We start from the raw sequence: 21,025 nt of genomic DNA, 5'->3' as shown, positions 1-21,025 counted from the left end.
CGCCTGAGAGGCTGGATGGTTAGACTGCACCGCTGGCTGGGCCTGGCGTCGGGGTCTGTCATTCTTGTGGTGTGCGCCACCGCCATACCCATGGCCTTTGAGGACGAAATCAACCGGGTGCTGCATCCCGCCTGGTTCGCCGAGGCGCCGACTGCAGACCTGGATCCGGATGAGTGGATGGCTGCGCTGCCCCAGGGCTTTCGCTCGGGGTCCGTGACGATCTACCGCGACGGGTCTCGGTTGCCTTTGATAGCGGGGCGCTCGTCTGCCGGTGCTGCACACATAGCGTTCGACCCCGTCTCCCGGCAGCAATTTGTGTACGAGCGGGAGCATGGCTGGTACATGAGCCTGTTTCGTATCCATCGCGGCCTGGTCGCGGGCCAGATCGGCAGAACAGTGGTCGGTGCCGCCACGCTGATCTTCATCCTGGTAATGCTCACGGGCGCATTCGTCTGGTGGCCACGCAAGCGACAGCGATTTCGCGACGTCGCCACCATGCGTTACCGGGGACGCCGCCTCAGCCGATTGCTTGCGGACTTTCACAAGGTCTGGGGCTCGTACGCCGTGCTTGTGCTGCTTGTACTGGCTGTTACCGGGCTCCCTTTTGCCTACTCCTGGGCCAGCGAAGCCGCCATCGCCGCAGGTGGTGGGGAGCGGCAGCAGCCCGGTCCTTCGGTTCCGGAGGCTTTGCGGGAGGAAACGCGGAGCTACACGGAGCTGCTCGAACGAGCCGAGTACCTCTTCCCGGATTCGGAGCGCTTTGTCCTTTCCATCCCGGCAGCTTCGTCGCGGCCGGCGTCCATCCGCGCCTTTCTGCCACAGAGGTTGCATGATGATGCGGCAGATGTCGCGTTCCTGAGTTCGGGCGATGGCGAGCTGCTCCGACTGGACCGGTTTGACGACATGGCCGGGGGCACCAGGGTGAGATCGCTGATGCTCCCCATCCACACAGGAAGCATACTGGGGCTCGGTGGCCGCATCCTGGCGGCCCTGGCCTGTCTGGTGGCCGTGCTGCTTCCTGTCACAGGAGTGGTCATGTGGTACCCCGCATGGCGCCTTCGGCGCAAGCGTCGGGAATCCGGACCGCGCCGAAGCTAGCTTCCGGGGCTGTCAGTTACACGCCTGCCGAGGCCGTCAGCTACGGGCCTGCCAGGCCGCCAGCAACTCCGCCTCCCGTGCCATCAGCGAGCGTTCTCCCGACAGGGAGTCGCGCCGCTGTTGAGATACCGCCGGCGATTGCCACCACGCCCAGGTGTCCGCAACGGTTTGGGCCAGGGGGCGATGGGTCAGCCCGGAAGCATGCGCTTTCGCCGGGTCGATGCGGGCGGAGCCGTAATTGTCACCGACCGGCAGAATCCAGGGCACGTAGGCTTCGATGCCGTGCTCCTGGAAGAAAGCATGATCGTGCACATAGACCCATTCGACGGCACTGGAGAACGCGGCGTGCGCGCCGTGCAGGAAAGCGCGCATGCCCATCGCGAATCCGGGACCGGCCAGATTCCAGGTGCCGGCGAACCGGGCCTCCATGGCATCCAGCATCCAGCGGGTCAGATCCCGCACGTCGATGAACTGCACAGGGTCGTCAGGTAGACCTGGCGCCAGGACCCGGCGTCCACGAGCCAATCGGGCAGGCCAGTACGGGAACCGATTGGAGCGGTCCCCGGGCCCGACAATGTAGGTTGGGCGAAAGATCAGGCTGCGATCGTGCCCGAACACCTCCCGGGCTACCTGCTCGGAAGCCGCCTTCATGACCCCATATCGCATCGCCCCGTCCTCCTGACGATCCTCCGGCAAGGCCAGCGCTACCGGGGTCGCTTCCGTCATGCCGGAGCCGAGATAGGGATAGAATACACCGGTCGAAGACGTGTAGGCGTACAGCTCCGCTGAATTCCGCAGCAGTTCGGCGGAGGCACGCGTCCAGTCTTCGCTCCGTCCGGAGTTGTCCAGCACCACATCCCAGTTCCGGCCCTCCAGGGCAGAAAGGTCGCCGTCCCGGTCGCCCGTCAGCATCTCCGCCTCCGCGAACCATTCGCCGTGCAGGGCCGGAGCGGTGAGGCCGCGGGTGAAGGTCGTCACCGTATGCCCGCGCTCGATCGCCAATCGGACAAGATGTGGTCCTGTGAATGAGGTACCGCCGAGAATGAGCAGGCGCATCGAGCGCCGCGGCATGCGGGGCAGGGCAAGCGCTGCGGTCCCCAGGGCGGCCTGTTTGAGAAACTGTCGACGAGAGTGCATGGAGCCTCTGAGTTGGGCCCGCAAAGATAACCAGCCTCGCGCCTACGCTCGCTGGTCCAGTGCCTCCAGCATGCGGTACTTGTCTTCCCGCGTCAAATTGCCGGCCTTCTGCAGCCGATCAAGCGCGTCCTCGACCGCGTGCCGGTCTGTGGTCGGGTCCTGGCGACCTGGTGGTGCCGGGTCCGCCTGCTCCCGCCCGAAATCGACGTCCTTCAGCATGGCCTCTCCCAGGAAAGAGGCCACATGCTCTGCCGCCCCATCGCGCGCGGAGAAATCTATGACCACCTCCGTGGTGGCTCGGCCGCGGTTGACGTCCAGGTAGACCTTGGTGCCACGCAGGAGCTTTTTGCGGGCGTTGACCCGGACGATGTCGTCATAGCGGATTTCCTGCGGAGCCTGCAGGTCCGTGTTCTGGAATACCAGCCGCTCCTTGCAGAAGACTACGCCGTCCTTGGCGCTGCCCAGTAGGGTGCCGTCATAGAGCGCAAGGACTTCCGGAATCTGCACATCAGGCGCATAATCCTTGATGGCGTTGTCCAGCTTGTCCGTCGGGATGTGGGGCGCGACGTACAGCCCCAGCTTCGGGGCGTGCGGGATCAGCTCCTTGGCCAGCGAACGCACGGCTCAGGGCAGGGACGCAACGGCCGTCGACGCGAAGTAGGACTCTGTCAGTTCGAGCAACTGCGGGTACACGCCGAGCACGAGCAGGGCCGCGGCGCAGAAGATCAGCACGGCAGCTGCGCTACGCGGAACCGGAAACGCATTGTTTGCGACCGGGACGCGTACCTCATCCTCGGACCGCATGAAGAAGACGACCAGCACCCTCAGGTAGTAGTAGGCAGACACCGCCGATGTGAGCACACCCGCAATCGCCAACCACACCATGCCCGCTTCGACCGCAGGTGCAAACACAGCCACCTTGCCCATGAAGCCGCCCAGCGGCGGGAAACCGGACAGGCTGAACATGAAGAACACCATCGTCCATCCGAGCAGCGGCTTGCGCAGCCCGACCCCGGCCAGGGAGTCCAGCGTCTGTTCGCGGCCTTCCTTGTCGTCCCATTCCAGCAGGGCCATCACGCCGAACGCACCGATGTTCATCAGCGTGTAGATCAGCATGTAGTAGAGCGCGCCCGAATACCCCGCCTGCGAGCCTGCCGCGAGGCCCACGAGCACATACCCCGCATGGGCCACCGATGAGTAGGCCAGCATGCGCTTCACATTGTTTTGCGCCACCGCAAGCACGTTGCCCAGCACCATGGTGATCAGGGCGATGACGGCGAGGGGATAGGAGAGCTCATCGCCCGGAAAGGCCAGGAACAGGACCAGGATGAGCGATGCGAAGGCTGCCGTCTTGGAGGCCGTTGACATGAAGCCGGTGATCGTGGTCGGCGCGCCCTGGTACACGTCCGGGGTCCACATGTGGAACGGCACCGCGCTGACCTTGAACATGAAGCCCACCAGCAGGAGGCCGGTGCCGGCCCAGAACAGCATGGAGGCACCGTTGATGGCCACCGCGGCTGCGATTTCGGGCAGGTAGAAGGTGCCCGTTGCCCCGTAGATTAGGGCCATGCCGTAGAGCAGAAATCCCGTGGCGAAGGCGCCGAGCAGGAAGTACTTCAGTGCACTTTCGATGCCCCCTTCGTCATCCCGAACCAGCCCCGTCAGCACATACAGACAGATCGACATGGTCTCCAGGCCCACAAACACGGAGATGAGGTTGTTCGATGCACCGAGCACCATCATGCCCACCGTCGCGAACAGGATGATGGCATACACCTCGCCGTAGTTGTGTTTGATCCGCTTCAGGTAGGTGCCGCAAAGCTCTACAGAAAGGCCGGCTCCGAGCAGAATCACCACGTTGACGAACGAGGCAAAGCCGCCCGTGCGCAGCATGCCGTAGAACGCGGTACCCGCCGGATCATTCAGGCGTGTCAGTTCCCAGACCAGCGCCACGCCCAGGCCGACGCCGGCAATCCACGGAACGCTGCGATGGTCGTTACGAAAGCTGTCCACCACCACGGCAATCAGGCCGAGCACGGCCAGCAGCGTGATGGGGGCGGTAGCCATGAGGTCGCCCGCCAGGTCGGCGTATGCGTTGGTCAGATCCATCGGGAAGCGGGTTAGATCCAGGCGATCTGGTTGATGCGCCGGGCCAGCTCAAGGTCCATGGCAGACACCTTGTCGCCGGCATCGTGGGTGGTCAGTCCGATGCGCACCGTGCTGTAGACGTTGAAGAGCTCGGGGTGGTGGTTGAGCTCCTCTGCCTCAAACGCAATTCGGGTCAGGAAGCCCATGGCCTCCCGAAACGTGCCGAACTCGAGGGTGCGGTGCAGTTTGTCGTCCTCGTAGGACCAGCCATCCAGCCCGGAAAGGCCGGCCCGTACCTCCGAAGGAGACAGCGCCGATCTGGATGTGCTAGAACCAGCCACTGTAGAAGACGATGTAGATGATCAGGTAAATGGGCAGCAGGATCGGGATCGAGTACTTGACGATGTAGCCCATGAAGGAGGGCGTCTCGACACCGTTTGACTCGGCGATGGCTTTCACCATGAAGTTGGGAGCGTTGCCGATGTACGACATCGCACCGAAGAACACGGCGGCCACCGAGATGGCCTGCAGGTAGACGGCCGAGTCGACGCCCGTGGCGAACTCGACGACCGCTGAAGGCATGTTCACGTCAAGGCCGAACTTGCCCATGGCTGCTGCCAGGAAGTTCAGGTAGGTCGGCGCATTGTCCAGGATGCCCGAAAGAACGCCGGTACCCCAGTAGAAGGTGCCTACTCCGAGCGCGTCCGCGTTGGAGGCCGCGAAGTTGGAAATCAGCTGCAGGGCGGGCTGCATGGTGGCGAAGATGCCGAGGAACAGCCAACCCACCTCGCGGATGGGCTCAAAGTTGAACTCGTTCTTCTCCATCGCCGTCTTGTCGGCGGTGAAGAAGGCCGCGAAGGCCACCGCGAACATCAGCATCTCACGGATGCCGATGGGGATGTGATAGTCCGCGTACAGGTTGGGCACCCAGTCGAAGACGTTCGGGTCGACGAAGACCAGACCGATGATGATGGCCACCCAGATGAAGGACTTCTTGCCTTCAAGCTCGATGAGCGACTTGTTCGGATCCGGATCCGGTGCCTCCGCCTTGTTGCGGCTGTCGATCACGAAGAAGACGATGAGGATCAGAATCGTGGCGAAGAGCCAGATGTGCCACACGTTCACCATCGTCCAGAAGAACGGCACACCGCGCAGGAAGCCGAGGAACAGCGGCGGATCGCCGATGGGCGTCAGCGCGCCGCCGACGTTCGCCACCAGGAAGATGAAGAAGATGATGTGGTAGGGCTTCAGTCGGCCTGTGTTCAAGCGCATGTAGGCTCGAATGAAGAGCATGGCCGACCCGGTCGTGGCGATCAGGTTCGCGATTACGGACGCGAAGAACAGCAGGACGACGTTGGTGACCGGCTTGCCCTTGGCGTTCACGCTCACGTAGATGCCGGAAGCCGCAATGAAGAGACTCGCGACCAGCGCAATGAACGACGCGTACTCCTGAATCGCGTGGATGACCGGCGTCCAGGAGTGCAGCACAAATCCGTAGTACAGCGCCACGCTCAGGCCCAGCGCGACAGAATACTTCGGATAGTGGTGGTGCCAGTGGTGGGAGTAGAACAGCGGCCCGGTCGCAATCATGAGCAGGATGGCGGCAAACGGGATGACCAGCCAGACCGGCGGGAGCGGGCCGTGCCCGTCGTCGCCGTGGTCATCGGCGGCGTGCGTATCCGCTCCGGCGGCAGCGTCCAGCGCATTGTCGGCATCCTGGGCGTGGTCGGCGTCGGCATCCTGAATGGCGGCCGAGTCGGCAATCGCTTCCGTAGGGGATGCGGGCGATTCCTGGGCGATGGCCGGACTGCTGAAACCGGCAAGGCCGGCAAGGAGCAGCAGAATCGGCAGATAACGGAAGGTTCTCATACGGGCGGACATGAGCGGGCGAAGCTATCGGGTGGCGAGTTCGAGATCGCCGTCGGCCGGGACAAACCGCGTGCCGTCAAAGACCAGGCGCGGGTGTTCGGCCGGATTCCAGGCCTGTTTGGCCTCGATGGTATCCAGCAGGAACTCGGCGCTTGGTTCGCTGAGGTCCAGGAAGGGTTTGGGGCCGAAGCCCATCCAGACCATCAGCACAACCAGCGGAGCAAGCAGGGCCAGCTCGCGGGCGTTCAGGTCCTGCATAAAGCGGTTCTCGTCGCGCTCGAGGGATCCCCAGAACATGCGGTAGACCATCCAGAGCAGATAAACGGCTGCGAGGATGACGCCCGTCGTTGCGAACGCAATGAGCAGGGGCGACCCGATGACCGTGCTCTTGAAGGAGCCCATCAGAATCATGAACTCACCCACGAATCCGTTGAGTCCGGGCAGGCCGGCCGATGCCAGCACGGTCAGGATCATGACGAACGTCAGTACCGGAACACTCTTGGCGATGCCACCGAAGTCGGTCATGACGCGCGTATGGCGACGCTCGTAGAGCATGCCGACAAGGAGGAAGAGCGCGCCGGTGGAGATGCCGTGGTTGATCATCTGGATCACGGCGCCCTGCAGGGCTTCCGTGGTAAACGCGAAGATGCCCAGCACCACGAAACCAAGGTGGCTGACCGACGAGTAGGCCACCAATTTCTTGGCATCCGTCTGGGCCCTTGAGACCAGTGCTCCGTACACGATGCCGATGACCGCCAGAATGGCAAAGGTCATCGCGTATTCCTGTGCCGCCGCCGGGAAAAACGGCAGGCAGAACTTGACGAGGCCGTAGGTGCCCATTTTCAGCAGCACGCCGGCCAGAATGACCGATCCGCCGGTCGGCGCCTGCACGTGCGCATCCGGCAGCCAGGTGTGCAGCGGGAATAGCGGCACCTTGATCGCGAACGCAAGGGCAAACAGCAGGAACAACCAGCCCTGCATGTCCAGCGGCATGTTGAAGCTGACCAGCTTGTACCAGTCGGTGGTGAACACCCCGGCATTGACCGCATCGCCCGCCGCGTAGCCCAGGTAGAGCAGCGCCACAAGCATGAGCAGCGAGCCTACCAGCGTGTACAGCACAAACTTGACGGCGGCATACACCCGGTCTTCTCCGCCCCAGATGCCGATGATGAAGTACATCGGGATCAGGGTCAGCTCGAAGAAGATGTAGAACAGGAAAATGTCGAAGCTCGCGAACACGCCGGTCACACCCGTCTGAAGCACGAGCAGCAGCGTGTAGTAGGCCTTGTGGCTCTTGCCGATGTAGTTCCAGGACGACAGGACCACGATGGGGCCCAGTAGTGTCGTGAGCAGGATCAGCAGGATGTTCAGCCCGTCGATGCCCACGAAGTACTTGATGTCCAGCCGGTCACCGAACCAGCCGTCCAGCATGTCCGCCATCTGCGGGGCCGTGGCCGTGGAGACCGCGGGATCGAAGCCCATGAGCAGGCCCAGCGACACCACGAACGTGAGCAGCGTGACCCCAAGTGCCGACCACTTGATGGCGTCACCGCGAACGAGAAGCGTCACCAACGCTCCCAGAAGCGGGAGGAAGATGACGACAGAAGTGAGGTTCGGGATATTCATCAGGAAGCGATGCGGCTATCAGCCAAAGAGCAGAAGTCCGAGTACGAGGAGCACACCGAAAACCAGCGCCACGGCATAGGACTGCACGACGCCGGTCTGGAGGTAGCGGAGCAGATAGCTGAATCCGCGTGTGGTATAGCCGACCAGGTTGACCAGGCCGTCCACGAAATACTTGTCGAAGGGGGAGAAGGCCTTTTCGGCGCCGCCGATGACCGGGCGAACCACCGTGCGGTGGTAGGCCTCGTCCACGAAGTACTTGCCCTGCCAGAGGCGGTAGAGGCCACCGAACTGCGCGGCGAGTTTCTCGTCGCGGGCAAGGCCCTCGGTGGTGTACCAGCGCCAGGCGAGCAGCACGCCGCCAATGCCGATCAGGGAGCCGAGACCCAACAGCCCCCATTCGATGGCAGCCGGCACGTAACCGTCGTACTGGGCCTCCGCAACCGGTCCGCCGTAGTTGGCGCCCAGCCAGTGGTGGATCCAGCTTTCGAGACCGATGGCTTCAAACACGGCAGGGAAGCCTACCCAGCCGCCGCCGACGGAAAGCACGGCCAGCACATAGAGCGGCACGGTCATCTGCCACGGGCTCTCATGCGGGTGCAGGGTGTCGGCGTGCGGCCAGCGGGGCTCACCCTCGAAGGTCAGCACGTAGCAACGCGTCATGTAGATGGCCGTCAGGAGCGCGGTGATCACGCCGACCGCCCAGACCAGCCACGCAATCGGCGCGCCGTTGAAGCCGGCTTCGAACACCTTGAACAGGATCTCGTCCTTGGAGAAGAAGCCTGAAAGGAGCGGAATTCCGGCGATGGCCAGGGTGCTGACAAAGAACGTGCGGCGCGTGTGCGGCATGTACTTCTTCAGCCCGCCCATCGTACGCATGTCCTGCGGATCCAGATGGTGGCCGTGCCCGTCGTGCTCCAGCTCATGCTCCACATGGTGCATGCCGTGAATGACCGAACCCGAGCCCAGGAAGAGGCAGCCCTTGAAGAAGGCGTGGGTCATCACGTGGAAGATCGCCACGAAGAACGCGCCGACGCCGCTGGCCATGAACATGAAGCCCAGCTGCGACACCGTCGAGTAGGCCAGCACCTTCTTGATGTCGTTCTGCGTGATGGCGATGGTCGCGGCGACGATCGCCGTCAGCGCACCTACGACAGCGACGACCGCCATCATTCCCGGAGCCTCGAGCACCACCGGCGACATGCGCGCCAGCAGGTACAGCCCTGAGGTCACCATGGTCGCGGCGTGAATCAGTGCTGACACCGGAGTCGGGCCCGCCATGGCGTCCGGCAGCCAGGTGAAGAGCGGAATCTGCGCGCTCTTGCCGGTCGCTCCGATGAAGAGCAGTAATACGGCCCAGTTGATCATGGTCTGTTCCATGTTCGGGCCCTCGGCGAGCAGCGTCGCGAAGTCCAGTGCGCCGATTTCGCGCACAAAAATGAACATGGCCATCAGGAAGGCGAAATCGCCCACCCGGTTCATGATGAACGCCTTGTTGGCGGCGGCCGAATTCTTGAGGTCGGTGTACCAGAACCCGATGAGCAGGTAGGAGCAGAGCCCCACACCTTCCCAGCCCAGGAACAGCACCAGCAGGTTGTCGCCCAGAACCAGGTTCAGCATCGCGAAGATGAACAGGTTCAGATAGGCGAAAAACCGCCAGTAGCCGGGATCGTCATGCATGTACCCGGCCGAGTACAGGTGGATCAGACTGCCGACTCCGGTGACGATGAGCGTCATCAGAATGGACAGTTGATCGATTCGGTAGGCGAAGTCTACCGAGAAGTCGCCCGCGGCCAACCAGGTGAACAGCGTGGAGACGCCGGCCTCGGCGTGCCCGCCGAGCATGGGAATGAACAGCGTGAGCGCCACCACAAACGGGATGGCCACGGCGGCCGTGCCGATGACGGCGATCAGCGTCTCATTCTTCCGCAGGCTCGGGACGAACAGAGGGAGAAGCCCGTTGAGTACCGCGCCGACTAGCGGCAGCAGGACCATCAACCGGACTGCAAGATCCAGATCCATGGGGTCTAGTAGCGGAAGAGGTTGATCTGGGTCACGTCCACCGTCAGCTTGTTGCGGAAGATCGCGATGACGATGGCGAGTCCGATGGCGGCCTCGGCGGCGGCGACGGACATCACAAAGAAGACCAGAATCTGCCCGGCGGCGTCACCCATGGACTGGGCGAACGTGACCAGCGTCAGGTTGACGGCGTTGAGCATCAGCTCGATCGACATCAGAATGACGATGACGTTTCGCCGGAAGAGCACGCCCAGCACGCCGATGAGAAACAGCACGGCGCTGAGGGAGAGATACCAGTTGACGGCGAGTTCCATGAGCTCCTGCTTATTCGAAGCGTCGTTTGGCCAGCATCACGGCACCGATGGTGGCAACCAGCAGCAGTATGCCGATGACCTCCAATAGCAGCGCGTACTGGGTGAAAAGCACCTTGGCCAGGTTCAGCGCGGAGCCTGCGGCTGCCGCCGCTTCCACACTGGCTGGCTGGGGAAGGGCGTCGAGGCCGGCGGTGATGCCAAAAAGCAGCATGCCCGCAAGGCCGACACCCGCTATGAACCCGAGGGTCCGGCGCCAGTCGACATCACGCACGCGCGGCAGCTCGGCCAGGTTGAGCAGCATGATGACGAACAGGAAGAGCACCATGATGGCACCCGCGTAGACCAGCACCTGCACCACAGAAATGAACGTGGCGTTCAGGGTGAGGTACAGCCCGGCAATGCAGAAGAGCGTCAGAATCAGCCAGAGTGCGCTCGAAACCGGGTTTCGCGAGATGAGCATGCCCAGTGCGCCGACGATCGCCGTAATGGCGAACACGAAAAAGAGGATCGGCCCGATCATGAAATGATTGGAGGATGACAGGCAAGAAGCGGCGCGACCGGGGGGCCCAGGGTGGCGCCGACAGACCGCGAGACAGAACCGAAACTAGGCACCCCTCTATGCCCCGGCAAGAAAAGATCGCATAAAGAGAACCGGCTCTAATGGGCCGTAAACGCTGATTTTAGGGCCTTTCTGGCCCACTTGTCGCATTGCAGTGCACACCCTTTTTGCAACCCGGCTTGGGTGCTCCGTAGACTCGCGCTGTATCCCCTCTGTATGCGGCCGTCCCTGTAGCACACGCCGCATCGCCCGAAGCACTCGAATTTCAGCGGTCAGGCATCATGAAGACGCGTCAGGTAACGACGGACACCGTCGGCTGATTGCGCTCCCCGAAAGGGTCGAGCGGTCTGTTTTGCTCCCCTTTCCCCGCCTGCTCAATGTCTGAAATCATATCTGCACCCGAACGGGAGCCGTCCATCTGGTCCGACATCCGCGATTCCATCCGCGGAAGCCGAAGGGACTACACCACCGGCAGTATCGGTCGCGCCATCCTGGTGCTGGCCATCCCGATGGTTCTCGAAATGCTCATGCAGTCGGTGTTCGAGGTGGTCGACATCTATTTCGTGGGCAAACTGGGCCCCGATGCGGTGGCGGCGGTCGGTCTGTCTGCGTCCACCATCATTCTCGTATTCGCCATAGGGCTTGGACTGGCGATGGCCGCTGCGGCCATGGTGGCGCGCCGCGTTGGGGAGAAGGACTACGAGGCGGCCTCGCGAACCGCAGCCCAGGCCATTCTCTCCTGTGTGGCGGTGGCGATTCCAATCGGGCTGGCCGGTTGGTTCTGGGCACCCGACATCCTGCGTTTGATGGGCGCCTCGTCGGCCGTGATCGAAGTCGGCACCGGCTACACGGCGGTGCTCTTCGGTTCGAACATCACCATCCTGCTGCTCTTCCTGATCAACTCGGTGTTCCGGGGAGCCGGCGATGCCGCGGCAGCAATGCGGGCGCTCTGGCTGGCGAACATTCTCAACATTGTGCTCGACCCGATCTTCATCTTCGGCTGGGGACCGGTGCCGGCCATGGGTGCCACGGGAGCGGCCGTGGCCACCGCGATCGGTCGTGGCATCGGTGTCGCCTACCAGCTGATGGTGCTGTTCCGGGGTGCCGGGAACGTGAAGGTGCGCTGGCACCATTTCCGGATCGACTGGTCGCTCATCGCCCGACTGCTGCGCATATCGGGACCGGGCATGCTTCAGTATCTGGTGGGCACCGCGTCCTGGATGGGGCTCATGCGCATCATGGCCGAGTTCGGCAGCGAGGCGCTGGCGGGCTATACCATCGCCATCCGTGTGATCATTTTCGCGCTCCTGCCGTCATGGGGCGTCGCGAATGCGGCGGCCACGATGGTCGGACAGAACCTGGGTGCGCTCAAGCCGGACCGGGCCGAACGCAGTGTGTGGATCTGTGTCGCGGTCGATGCGGTCTTCCTGACCCTTCTGGGGCTCGCGATCATCATATTCAATGAGCCCATCATGCGGGCGTTCACCAGTGATCCGGAGGTGCTGCGCATCGGCGCCCGCAGTTTGTGGATCATGGCGCTGTCTTATCCGGTCTGGGCGCTGGGCATGATTACCGTTCAGGCATTCAATGGAGCTGGGGATACGGCAACCCCCACCTGGATCAACCTGATCAGCTACTGGATTGTGCAGATCCCCATGGCCTGGATTATGGCGGTGCCGCTGGGTTTCGGACCCACAGGCGTGTTCATCACCATCGGATTCGCCCAGGTCGTGTTGGCGATTGTCGGGACCATCTGGTTCCGGGCCGGGACCTGGAAGCGCAAGGTGGTGTGATGCCGCCCGGCACTCAGTCCTCTTCGAATCCGAATACCTCGGTCAGCTTGACTTCGAAGGCGCGGGCTATGCGGAAGGCCAGTTCCAGCGAAGGCGCGTACTTGCCGGCTTCGATGGCGTGAATGGTCTGCCGGGTCGCGCCCACCAGGTCGGCGAGTTCCTGCTGGGTCATCTCGTTATGGTGGAAACGCAGGTGACGGATGCAGTTGGTAACCGGCGTGCTCATCAGGCTCCCCGCAGGTAGAAGAAGAGCCGCGAACCGTGGTTCACCGCGGACGCCGTGAGCAGCGCCATGACCAGGAAGTGAAACATGTACACCCCGGTGGGCTCGAACGCATCGGGCATCACGAAGAGATAGATCGCGGCATGGCCCAGCATGGCCACAACGGCTACCGACAGGTAGATGTACGCGTTCCGGTATGAGCGTCCGCGGATCACCAGGTCTCGCTCATCCATGCTGACCTTGCCGCTTCGGGAGATCTCGATGACGATTTCCAGCAGGAATGCCAGGCCGATGGTTTTCAGCAGCGGACCTTTGAGTCCCTGCGTGACCGGCTCGTCCGGGCCGGGCCAGCCGACGATGACGATGAGGTAGAAACCGGCGATCGCCATGGCGGAGACCACCGAGACAATCGCGTAGAGTTCGTTGCGACCGAGGTTCATGGAAGGAGAGGTTGGTGTCTGGCGTACTTTACGAGATGTAAAAAATAAGTTACATGATGTGCAAAAAAGTTTACCTCCGGACACCTCTGCCCGGGCAGAACGTCTGTGTGGGTAGATTGCCCGCTCATAGCCCACCCGATCATGCGCTCCTTTCTTTCTGTCCTCAGTGTTTTCGCCGTCAGCCTGACGGCCCTGACACCGGCCGCTTGCGGTCAGTCCTATGACTCCGCGAAACATGACTACCGGCTGACCGAGGTCGTTTCCGGCCTGGAAAACGCGTGGGCGCTCGCGTTCCTGCCGAATGGCGACATGCTGGTCACTGAGCGCCCGGGACGCTTGCGGCTGGTCAAGGATGGGGTCCTGCAGGACGCTCCGGTATCCGGCGTGCCCGATGTGTTTGCCCGCGGACAGGGCGGACTGCTGGACGTGGTGCTGCATCCGGACTTCGACTCGAACAGCCTGGTCTATATCAGCTATTCGAAACCCCAAGGTGAGACCGCATCGACCACCGCCGTTATTCGAGGCCAGTACGCCGACGGTGCGCTGACGGGTGTCGAAGAAGTATTTGAAGCCGTCTCGAGCGGCCGCGGTCACTATGGCAGCCGTCTGGCATTCGACGCGGACAACTACCTGTTCATCAGCGTCGGCGACCGGCAGGACCCGCCGCGCGGTGATCTGGAGGCGCATTCGGCGCAGGATCGCGCCAACCACCACGGCACGATCAGCCGCATCCATGACGATGGGCGCATCCCCGAGGACAACCCCTTCGTCGGTGTGGACGGCGTGCAGCCCTCCATCTGGAGTTTCGGACACCGCAACCCGCAGGGGCTGGCATTCCATCCGGAGACCGGTGATCTCTGGTCCACCGAGCACGGCCCACAGGGTGGCGACGAGTTCAACCTGATCCTGCCGGAGATCAATTACGGCTGGCCCGTCATCGGCTATGGCGTCAACTACCGCTCCGGCAGTGCGATCCATGAGAGCACGCATCGCGAGGGCATGGAGCAGCCCAAGCATTTCTGGGTGCCGTCCATCGGCACGTCAGGCCTGGTGATCTATGACGGTGACGTCTTTCCGGAATGGAAGGGCGATGCGCTCGCAGGTGGCCTGCGCGGTGCACAGGTAGCCAGGCTCGAGCTGGACGGACAGTCGGTAACGCTGGAGGAGACCCTGGCCCAGGGCGCAGGCCGGGTGCGCGATGTGCGTCAGGGGCCAGACGGCTACGTCTACATTGTGCTGGACGCCGCGGGCGGGCGCTCCGTGGTGCGCATGGAGCCGGTCACCGGGACCGACTAGGTTACCCCGGCGGCGGTTGCCCTGGCCGGGGCACCGCGCGGTTGGCGCGGACTACCGGCGGCGGCTCCCAAACGGCCGCCCTGGCCGGGGCATGCGCTACCGGCCCGACCAGCCCGGACCGCGCACCGCACGTCCGGGCAGAGCGCCGGTGTGCGCTCCGTCACGCACCACGGCCGTGCCGTTGACAAGAACGTGTTCGACTCCGGTCGACAGTTGATGCGGGGCGTCGAAGGTGGCGTGGTCAATGATCGTGTCCGCGTTGAAGACGGCGATGTCGGCAAAGAAGCCTTCCCTCAGCAGCCCGCGATCCTGCAGGCCGATGCGGGTCGCCACTGCGGAGGTCATCTTGCGCACGGCGTCCTCGAGCGGCATCACGCCCTGCTCGCGCACATAGCGCCCGAGAATGCGAGGAAACGTGCCATAGGCTCGCGGGTGGGCAAGGCCGGTCGCCGAGTCGGGGTCGAACCCGCCCGCATCGGTACCGAATTTCATCCAGGGCTGCTGCATCTGATAGGCCACGTTGTCCTCGCTCATGAGGAAATAGATCGTGCCGACGCGACTGGAGTCAGACAGGATCAGGTCCATCGCGGCCGTGATCCAGTCGGTGTCCAGTTCGGCTGCCGCCTCTGAAAGCCGTTTCCCGGTCCAGCGCGCCTTGTTGGCTTCGTTGCGGAATCCGGCCAGCAGCACGCCCTCAGGAGTAGCAAGCTCAGCCAGATTCTCCCAATCCGAGGTGGGATTCAGCACTTCGGCCCGAATGCGCCGGCGCATTTCCGGGTCCGAAAGGTTTTCCATCAGCTGACCGTCTGCCGATGCCCACGGCGGCAGGGCGGCAGTAAGGCCGGTGCCGCCCGCCGTGTAGGGATACATGTCGGCCTGCACGTCCAGTCCGGCAGCCCGCGCCGAATCGATTTTCGCGACGGCCAGGGCCGCCTTGTGCCAGTTGCGACGCCCGGCGGCCTTCAAGTGGTAGATCTCCACCGGCACACCCGCCCGACGACCGATCTCGATGGCTTCGTCGATGGCCGGCAACAGATTGTCCGCCTCCGACCGCATGTGCGTGATGTACAGGCCGCCATAGGGCGCCATGGCCTCGGCAACGGCGGACAGTTCATCGGTATCCGCGAACGCGCCGGGCGGATAGATCAGCGCCGTCGCGAATCCGAACGCACCATCCTGCATCGCGCGGCTGAGCGCAGCGCGCATGGTGTCCAGTTCGGCAGGCGTCGCCGCACCCTCAGCCTCTCCCTTGGCATAGACCCGGATGGTCGCTGCCCCCACGAACGAACCGGCATTCACGGACATGCCGTGGTCCTCCATGGCCTGCAGCCACGCGTCGAATCCGCGTGGACCACTGAACCGCATGATCCGGTCCCTGGCCTGCGGGTCGTGATCAACGCCGGCCGCCGCCAGCGTGCGCTCATTGGCCGGAGCGTTGGTCACATTCTCGCCGAGAATCTCGGTTGTAATGCCCTGGGTGACTTTCGAGACCACCCGCCCATCGCCATTCAACAGGTCTCCCCGGGAATGACTCTGGATGTCGATAAAACCCGGAGCCACGACCAGGCCTTCCGCATCGATGACCTCCGCGCCATCCTCAGGGCCCAGGATTCCGGCCGGGAGGATCCGGGCGATGCGGTCTCCGCGGATGCCGACGTCGCCATGGTACCAGGCGGCTCCGGTCCCGTCGATAATGCGTCCACCCAGAATGACCGTGTCGAACGCGGTCTGCTCCGGCGTGTAACATCCGAGGGGGGCAAGCGTCAATAACAGCAGGAGTCGTCGCATGGGGCTTTCAGACATCTGGTGGGGCAAAGTAGGAGGGAGGTAGCTATTCTCGCAGCATGCCGGATGTAATGCTGGACATCCCGGAGTCGGTAGTGCCGGATGAGGTGCAGCGGAGGCAGGTCGCGGACCTGTTCCGGGGCATGCGATCCGATGGAGTTCGTGTGTTCGTGCCCGGCCGCATCGAACTCATCGGGCAACACGTGGACTATGCCGGAGGCAGCAGTCTGACGGTGGCCACGCGGCGCGGTCTGGCCGCGGTTGCGGGTCCAATTCAGGAGCCCCTGGTGCGCGTGCGCAGCGCGCTGGGCACCGTCGAGATCCCCCTGAACCGAAACGCCCACGGTTCGGGCTGGGAGAAGTATGCCATCACCGTGGTTCGGCGCGTGGTTCGCAATGTGCCAGGTCCCGTGGGGGGAGCAGAAGTGGTGATCAGGGGCAACCTTCCGCCTGCGGCGGGCATGAGCAGCTCCAGTGCCTTGGTCACCGCGCTGTTTCTGGCATGGGGCCACGCGGCCGGATGGATTCGCTCGCTGCCACTCTCAGCGGACAAGCGCACCCTGGCCGAGTACCTGTCCGCCGTGGAAAACGGCAGGCCGTACCAGGATCTGCCGGGCGAGCCGGGAGTGGGCACCCTGGGCGGGTCCCAGGACCACACAGCGGTGCTCTGCAGCGAGTCCGGGCAGATCAAGCGGTATCGGTATCTGCGGCCGGCGCTTGAGGGGCAGTGGGCCTGGCCTTCAGGCACCGTGCCGGTTGTGCTGGACTCCGGCGTGCAGGCGGAGAAGTCAGGGGACCGCCTCGAGGACTACAACCGTGCCTCTCGCCTCTCAGCTGTCCTGTTCGACAACGCCCGTCGATCCTTCCCGGACTTGCCCGCGCTGGGGTTTCTCACCCCCGAGCAGTGTCGCGAGCTTGCAGGTAAGGTGAACGGGGTGCTGCTACAGCGCCTGCGCGCCTTCGAGTGGGAAATGGCGGCGGTGGAGGACGCAAGCGCATCGCTCGATCGGGGAGATACGGCTGGTTTTGCAGCCGCCATCAACGTGAGCCAGGAAGGAGCAGAGCGGCTGCTGGGCAACCAGATACCGCAGACGGTGCAGCTCGCGCGGGCGGCCCGGCAAGCAGGAGCCTTGTGCGCGAAGTCCTTCGGGGCCGGTTTTGGCGGTGCCGTCTGGGCTCTGGTCGCCGAGGAGGACACCGCAGCATTCGCCGACCGCGTGCGTCAACAGTGCGCTGCCGGTGTGTTCGTCGAGGCACCCGGCCCCGGAGCGTTCATGCTGGATGGGCGCGAGGTCTGGCCGGCCTAGTGGGCCACGACCAGGCGCCGCGTGAACTGCAGGTGGTTCAGCCTGAATCGAGCCAGATACACACCAGTAGGAAGATCCACGGTGTCCAGGGTCAGGCGATACGGTCCCGGCCGGGTTTCACCGTCCATGAGCACGGCGACGGACCGGCCGAGGATGTCGAATACCTCCAGGCTGACCTGAGAGGTTACAGGCACGGAGAGTTGGAAGACCGTTTGAGCATCTGCCGGATTTGGAAAGGGCGTGGAGAAGCCGGGTGGTGGTTCGGTGTCCGGGGGGATGTATTCGCCCTCTCCGACGTGCACGGTAGGGTCGAGTAGCCCGGGCCCACTTGCACGTAGTTGGCCGGCGAGGCTCTTGAGGCGACGGACGGAATCGAGCCGACTGTCACCTCGTGAGAAGGGAAATGCGAAAGCGATCGTCACCGGCTCTCCAGGCTCCAGATCGAACGGTCCCATATTCGCAAGGAACCGCATATCCGCCGGCGGCATGCTCGTACCGTTCCCGTCATAGTTCTCCATGGTCCAGAACCCTCTCTGCGTCGGGTCTCCGGAGTAGCAGAACCGAGTAGGGGGTCCTCCTCGGTCGAAGTCGTAGAAGCTGCCGCCTTCTCGCTGGGCTGTACCGTCTTTCTGTAGCCCGGTCAGATTGGCCCAGTATTCCTCCGGTTTCTGGGGCTCTCCACTGGTCTTGGGTGAGCAGACAAAGCTGGACATGCCCAGTTGCTCGCCGGGTTCATCCACCTGACCGTCTCTGTCGTTGTCGCGGCCATCGGCGTCCGCAACAGGGCCCTCCATGAACACGAGACCGACTGCAGGCGGCCGGTTGCCGTAGCCCTCGGCGCCCTCATCGGCCTCGTCGGCATTGTAGAAATAGCCCAGGTGCAGCAGCGAGTCGGAGGCCTGGTAGTCGTCGTCAAAATTGCCGAGGTCGGCATCGACCCACACCCCGAAGTGCGCATCCCTCACAGGCTCGGTTGCGTGGACTTCGACCTCGATCAGCGGTGTTGCTCCGATGTCGCCCGATGTCCGGTAGAGGACGGCGCGCACTCTCAGTTCGACACCGAGCGGAATCCCGGACTGGACCGGGAAGCCGTTGATCTCGGTCGGCCGTTCGCCGGCCGCATCATTCATGTGCCACCACAGCGTCTGCTGCCCGCTGAGTGCGGGCCGGTCCCCACCGAGGGGGTTGTAGTTGCCGGGGACCCCATCGCCATCCACGACTCCGGCCCCAAGCTCCCAGGGCCACTCCAGTACATTGTCCGTGAGCTCACCACGGGCGTTGAGCGCGCGGATATCCTCCTCGGTAAGGGAGTAGATGCGGTCATACGGCGCGCATGCCAGGCTGTCGACCGGGGCAGTCCGGCCCCGGGTGGGCGGCACGGGCCCTGGCCGGAAATGCCGTTGCACGTAGCGTGTGCCCGATGTGCGCAGCTGTCCGTCCACCATTCCGCCCATCCAGAACGACGCTGCGAAGATCGCACGCTTGTTTTCGTTCTTGGGCACGACATGGTGCGAGTTCAGTCCCGGACGGTAGAACAAACCGCCATCGTTGAGCATCATCGCCCGAATCTGGTCGTTCTCCAGGAAGGCGTGCCCTTCTGCCGGGCGACATTGAGCGTGCGAAAGACGCGGAAGGGCCGACAGGAGCAGGCAGATTGCCAGCCCGCGACGGATCAGGAGAAGGAGAGTCTTGGCCACAGGTGTTTCAGCAACAGCACGCCCCCAAGACTAACAAGTGCGGAGAATACCGCCGGGCCGATTCGACCGTACAGTACAAAGCCTGTCGTGAACAGCACCCCGTAGATGGCCGCTGAACCAGCCAGAACGGCAAAGAGGGAGGCGGCCAAATCCGTGTCGGCAGATTCTCCGGTCTGCAGGGAGGCTTCCCGGGCGATGGGCTGCCAGCCGGGCCCACCCGGTCGGATCTTTTCGTAGAAGGCGATCAAGGTGTCCTTGGCAGTGCTCGGTGTCACCAGGGCAACAACCATCCACGCGGCGGTGGTGATTCCGACGCCCAGCGTCAACTGTGCCCAGGCCTCCAGCCCGTGGTCATTCACAAACTGGAAGTAGACCGCCACCAGGAACGATACGATCATGGCCGCCAGCTCTGTCTCTGCATTGATGCGCCACCAGAACCAGCGCAGGATGAACAAGAGGCCCGTGCCCGCGCCGATCTGCAGGATGATGGTGAAGACCTGCAGCGAGTTCTCGAGCAGCAGCGCCAGCGCGCAGGCCATCACCATGAGCACTACGGTGGACACCCGGCCCACCCAGACCTGCTGCTTCTCCGTGGCCTCCCGGTTGAAGAAGCGGTGGTAGATGTCGTTTACGATGATGGAGGACCCCCAGTTGACCTGTGTCGACATCGTCGACATATAGGCCGCCGCGAGACTGGTCACCACGATGCCCAGGAGGCCCGCCGGCAGAAACGTCAGCATGGCCGGATAGGCGAGATCATTGCGCACCACGTTCTCGGGCACGTTCGGAAACTGTGCCGAGATGGAAGCCAGGTCCGGAAACACCACCAGCGAGGCCAGTGCGACAAGAATCCAGGGCCACGGCCGTAGTGCGTAGTGCAGCGCGTTGAAGAGCAGGGTGGCGCCCGCGGCTTCCCGCTCGGACCGCGCCGACAGCATGCGCTGGGCCACATACCCGCCGCCGCCTGGCTCGGAGCCGGGATAGTATGAGGCCCACCACTGCACCGCGAGTGGAATCAGAAAAACCGGGAGGATCTCACCCCAGGACATCTCCGCGAAGTCAGGCAGGAAGTCCATCGCCGCCTGCACGTCCTGGTTGGCCAGCAGGCCGTCCAGACCGCCGACCTGAGGCAGTCCGAGCACGTAGTAGGCAGCCCCGATGGAGCCGACCATCGCCAGGCCGAATTGCACCAGGTCGGTGAGCACGACCCCGCGCAGACCTCCGGCGGCGCTGTAGATCATGGTAACCGTGGCCGCGACCGTCACCGTGCGCAGTGGACTCCAGCCCAGCATGACCGAGCCGATCTTGATTGCGGCCAGCGTGACCGAGGCCATGATCAGCACGTTGAAGAGAATGCCCAGGTACGCCGCCCGGAATCCGCGCAGGAACGCCGCCATGCGGCCCGAATAGCGCAATTCGTAGAACTCGACGTCCGTCAGCACCCCGGACCGTCGCCAGAGCTTGGCGTACAGAAAGACAGTCAGCAGGCCCGTCAGCAGGAATGCCCACCACGTCCAGTTGCCGAATGTGCCGTTCGATCGCACAATGTCGGTAACCAGGTTCGGCGTGTCCGTGGAGAAGGTGGTCGCCACCATCGAGATGCCGAGGAGCCACCACGGCATGCTCCGGCCCGCCAGGAAGAACGACTGGAAGTTCTGCCCCGATCGGCGCGCCACGGCCATGCCCACCAGGAGCGAGAGCGTGAAGTAGACGGCCATGATGGCCCAGTCGATGCCGGTCAGCTGCATGCGGCGAGGGGATGGGTGCGCGCCGAAGG

18 protein-coding genes are annotated in these 21,025 nt (G+C 63.6%); 4 read left to right on the top strand and 14 right to left on the bottom strand.

Features of this window, described 5'->3' with window-relative positions:
* Positions 1–15: 15 nt before the first annotated feature.
* Positions 16–1,098, top strand: a complete 1,083-nt coding sequence (locus JJ896_13430; GenBank protein MBO6780649.1) for a PepSY domain-containing protein — start codon at positions 16–18, stop codon at positions 1,096–1,098.
* A 36-nt stretch (positions 1,099–1,134) separates the two neighbouring features.
* Here the strand turns inward: JJ896_13430 and JJ896_13425 are convergent, their stop codons facing one another.
* Genes JJ896_13425 through JJ896_13385 form a run of 9 tightly spaced genes read right to left on the bottom strand, consistent with a single transcriptional unit; the run spans position 1,135 to position 10,668 of the window.
* Entirely contained in the window at positions 1,135–2,235 is a 1,101-nt protein-coding gene (locus tag JJ896_13425) for an NAD-dependent epimerase/dehydratase family protein (protein MBO6780648.1), read from the bottom strand.
* A gap of 42 nt (positions 2,236–2,277) precedes the next feature.
* Entirely contained in the window at positions 2,278–2,856 is a 579-nt protein-coding gene (locus JJ896_13420) for a hypothetical protein (GenBank protein ID MBO6780647.1), read from the bottom strand.
* 3 nt (positions 2,857–2,859) lie between these two features.
* Positions 2,860–4,344: an NADH-quinone oxidoreductase subunit N gene (locus tag JJ896_13415; protein MBO6780646.1), complete on the bottom strand. Its 1,485-nt coding sequence runs from the start codon at positions 4,342–4,344 to the stop codon at positions 2,860–2,862.
* A gap of 11 nt (positions 4,345–4,355) precedes the next feature.
* Entirely contained in the window at positions 4,356–4,664 is a 309-nt protein-coding gene (locus JJ896_13410) for a 4a-hydroxytetrahydrobiopterin dehydratase (GenBank protein ID MBO6780645.1), read from the bottom strand.
* Positions 4,651–6,192 carry a sodium:proton antiporter gene (locus JJ896_13405; protein MBO6780644.1) on the bottom strand — a complete coding sequence of 514 codons (1,542 nt, stop codon included), beginning with the start codon at positions 6,190–6,192 and terminating at the stop codon, positions 4,651–4,653. Before JJ896_13405 ends, JJ896_13410 begins: the two co-directional genes overlap by 14 nt.
* A gap of 24 nt (positions 6,193–6,216) precedes the next feature.
* A complete protein-coding gene (locus tag JJ896_13400) occupies positions 6,217–7,818 on the bottom strand; it encodes an NADH-quinone oxidoreductase subunit M (protein ID MBO6780643.1) in 1,602 nt (533 codons plus the stop codon).
* Positions 7,819–7,836: 18 nt separating this feature from the next.
* Positions 7,837–9,837, bottom strand: coding sequence for an NADH-quinone oxidoreductase subunit L (nuoL, locus tag JJ896_13395; GenBank protein MBO6780642.1), 2,001 nt, complete (start codon positions 9,835–9,837; stop codon positions 7,837–7,839).
* A 5-nt stretch (positions 9,838–9,842) separates the two neighbouring features.
* A complete protein-coding gene (gene nuoK / locus JJ896_13390; protein ID MBO6780641.1) occupies positions 9,843–10,148 on the bottom strand; it encodes an NADH-quinone oxidoreductase subunit NuoK in 306 nt (101 codons plus the stop codon).
* 10 nt (positions 10,149–10,158) lie between these two features.
* A complete protein-coding gene (locus JJ896_13385; protein ID MBO6780640.1) occupies positions 10,159–10,668 on the bottom strand; it encodes an NADH-quinone oxidoreductase subunit J in 510 nt (169 codons plus the stop codon).
* Between the two features lie 416 nt (positions 10,669–11,084).
* On the opposite strand from JJ896_13385, the gene JJ896_13380 reads away from it, so the two are divergent.
* Entirely contained in the window at positions 11,085–12,500 is a 1,416-nt protein-coding gene (locus JJ896_13380; GenBank protein MBO6780639.1) for an MATE family efflux transporter, read from the top strand.
* Between the two features lie 13 nt (positions 12,501–12,513).
* Here JJ896_13380 and JJ896_13375 read toward each other — a convergent pair whose 3' ends face one another.
* Positions 12,514–12,726, bottom strand: a complete 213-nt coding sequence (locus tag JJ896_13375; protein ID MBO6780638.1) for a helix-turn-helix transcriptional regulator — start codon at positions 12,724–12,726, stop codon at positions 12,514–12,516.
* The gene (locus tag JJ896_13370; GenBank protein ID MBO6780637.1) at positions 12,726–13,163 is read right to left on the bottom strand and encodes a hypothetical protein; all 438 of its coding nucleotides are present in this window, start codon (positions 13,161–13,163) and stop codon (positions 12,726–12,728) included. Before JJ896_13370 ends, JJ896_13375 begins: the two co-directional genes overlap by 1 nt.
* Before the next feature lie 141 nt (positions 13,164–13,304).
* On the opposite strand from JJ896_13370, the gene JJ896_13365 reads away from it, so the two are divergent.
* Positions 13,305–14,459, top strand: coding sequence for a PQQ-dependent sugar dehydrogenase (locus JJ896_13365; protein MBO6780636.1), 1,155 nt, complete (start codon positions 13,305–13,307; stop codon positions 14,457–14,459).
* Positions 14,460–14,555: 96 nt separating this feature from the next.
* Here the strand turns inward: JJ896_13365 and JJ896_13360 are convergent, their stop codons facing one another.
* The gene (locus JJ896_13360) at positions 14,556–16,247 is read right to left on the bottom strand and encodes a D-aminoacylase (GenBank protein ID MBO6780635.1); all 1,692 of its coding nucleotides are present in this window, start codon (positions 16,245–16,247) and stop codon (positions 14,556–14,558) included.
* A 56-nt stretch (positions 16,248–16,303) separates the two neighbouring features.
* Here JJ896_13360 and JJ896_13355 point away from each other — a divergent pair, with 56 nt between their 5' ends.
* A complete protein-coding gene (locus tag JJ896_13355; GenBank protein ID MBO6780634.1) occupies positions 16,304–17,551 on the top strand; it encodes a hypothetical protein in 1,248 nt (415 codons plus the stop codon).
* On the opposite strand, the gene JJ896_13350 is transcribed toward JJ896_13355, so the two are convergent.
* Positions 17,548–19,248 (bottom strand): T9SS type A sorting domain-containing protein, encoded by a 1,701-nt coding sequence (locus JJ896_13350; GenBank protein ID MBO6780633.1) that lies wholly within the window; start codon positions 19,246–19,248, stop codon positions 17,548–17,550. The two genes, JJ896_13355 and JJ896_13350, sit on opposite strands and share 4 nt — an antisense overlap.
* A complete protein-coding gene (locus tag JJ896_13345; GenBank protein ID MBO6780632.1) occupies positions 19,224–20,996 on the bottom strand; it encodes a Na+:solute symporter in 1,773 nt (590 codons plus the stop codon). The genes JJ896_13350 and JJ896_13345 overlap by 25 nt, the downstream gene beginning before the upstream one ends.
* Between the last annotated feature and the right edge of the window lie 29 nt (positions 20,997–21,025).

The organism is Rhodothermales bacterium (assembly GCA_017643395.1).
Lineage (GTDB): Bacteria > Bacteroidota > Rhodothermia > Rhodothermales > UBA10348 > JABDJZ01.
The sequence above is the reverse complement of the archived record's forward strand: the minus strand, read 5'-3'. Positions and strand labels throughout refer to the sequence as shown.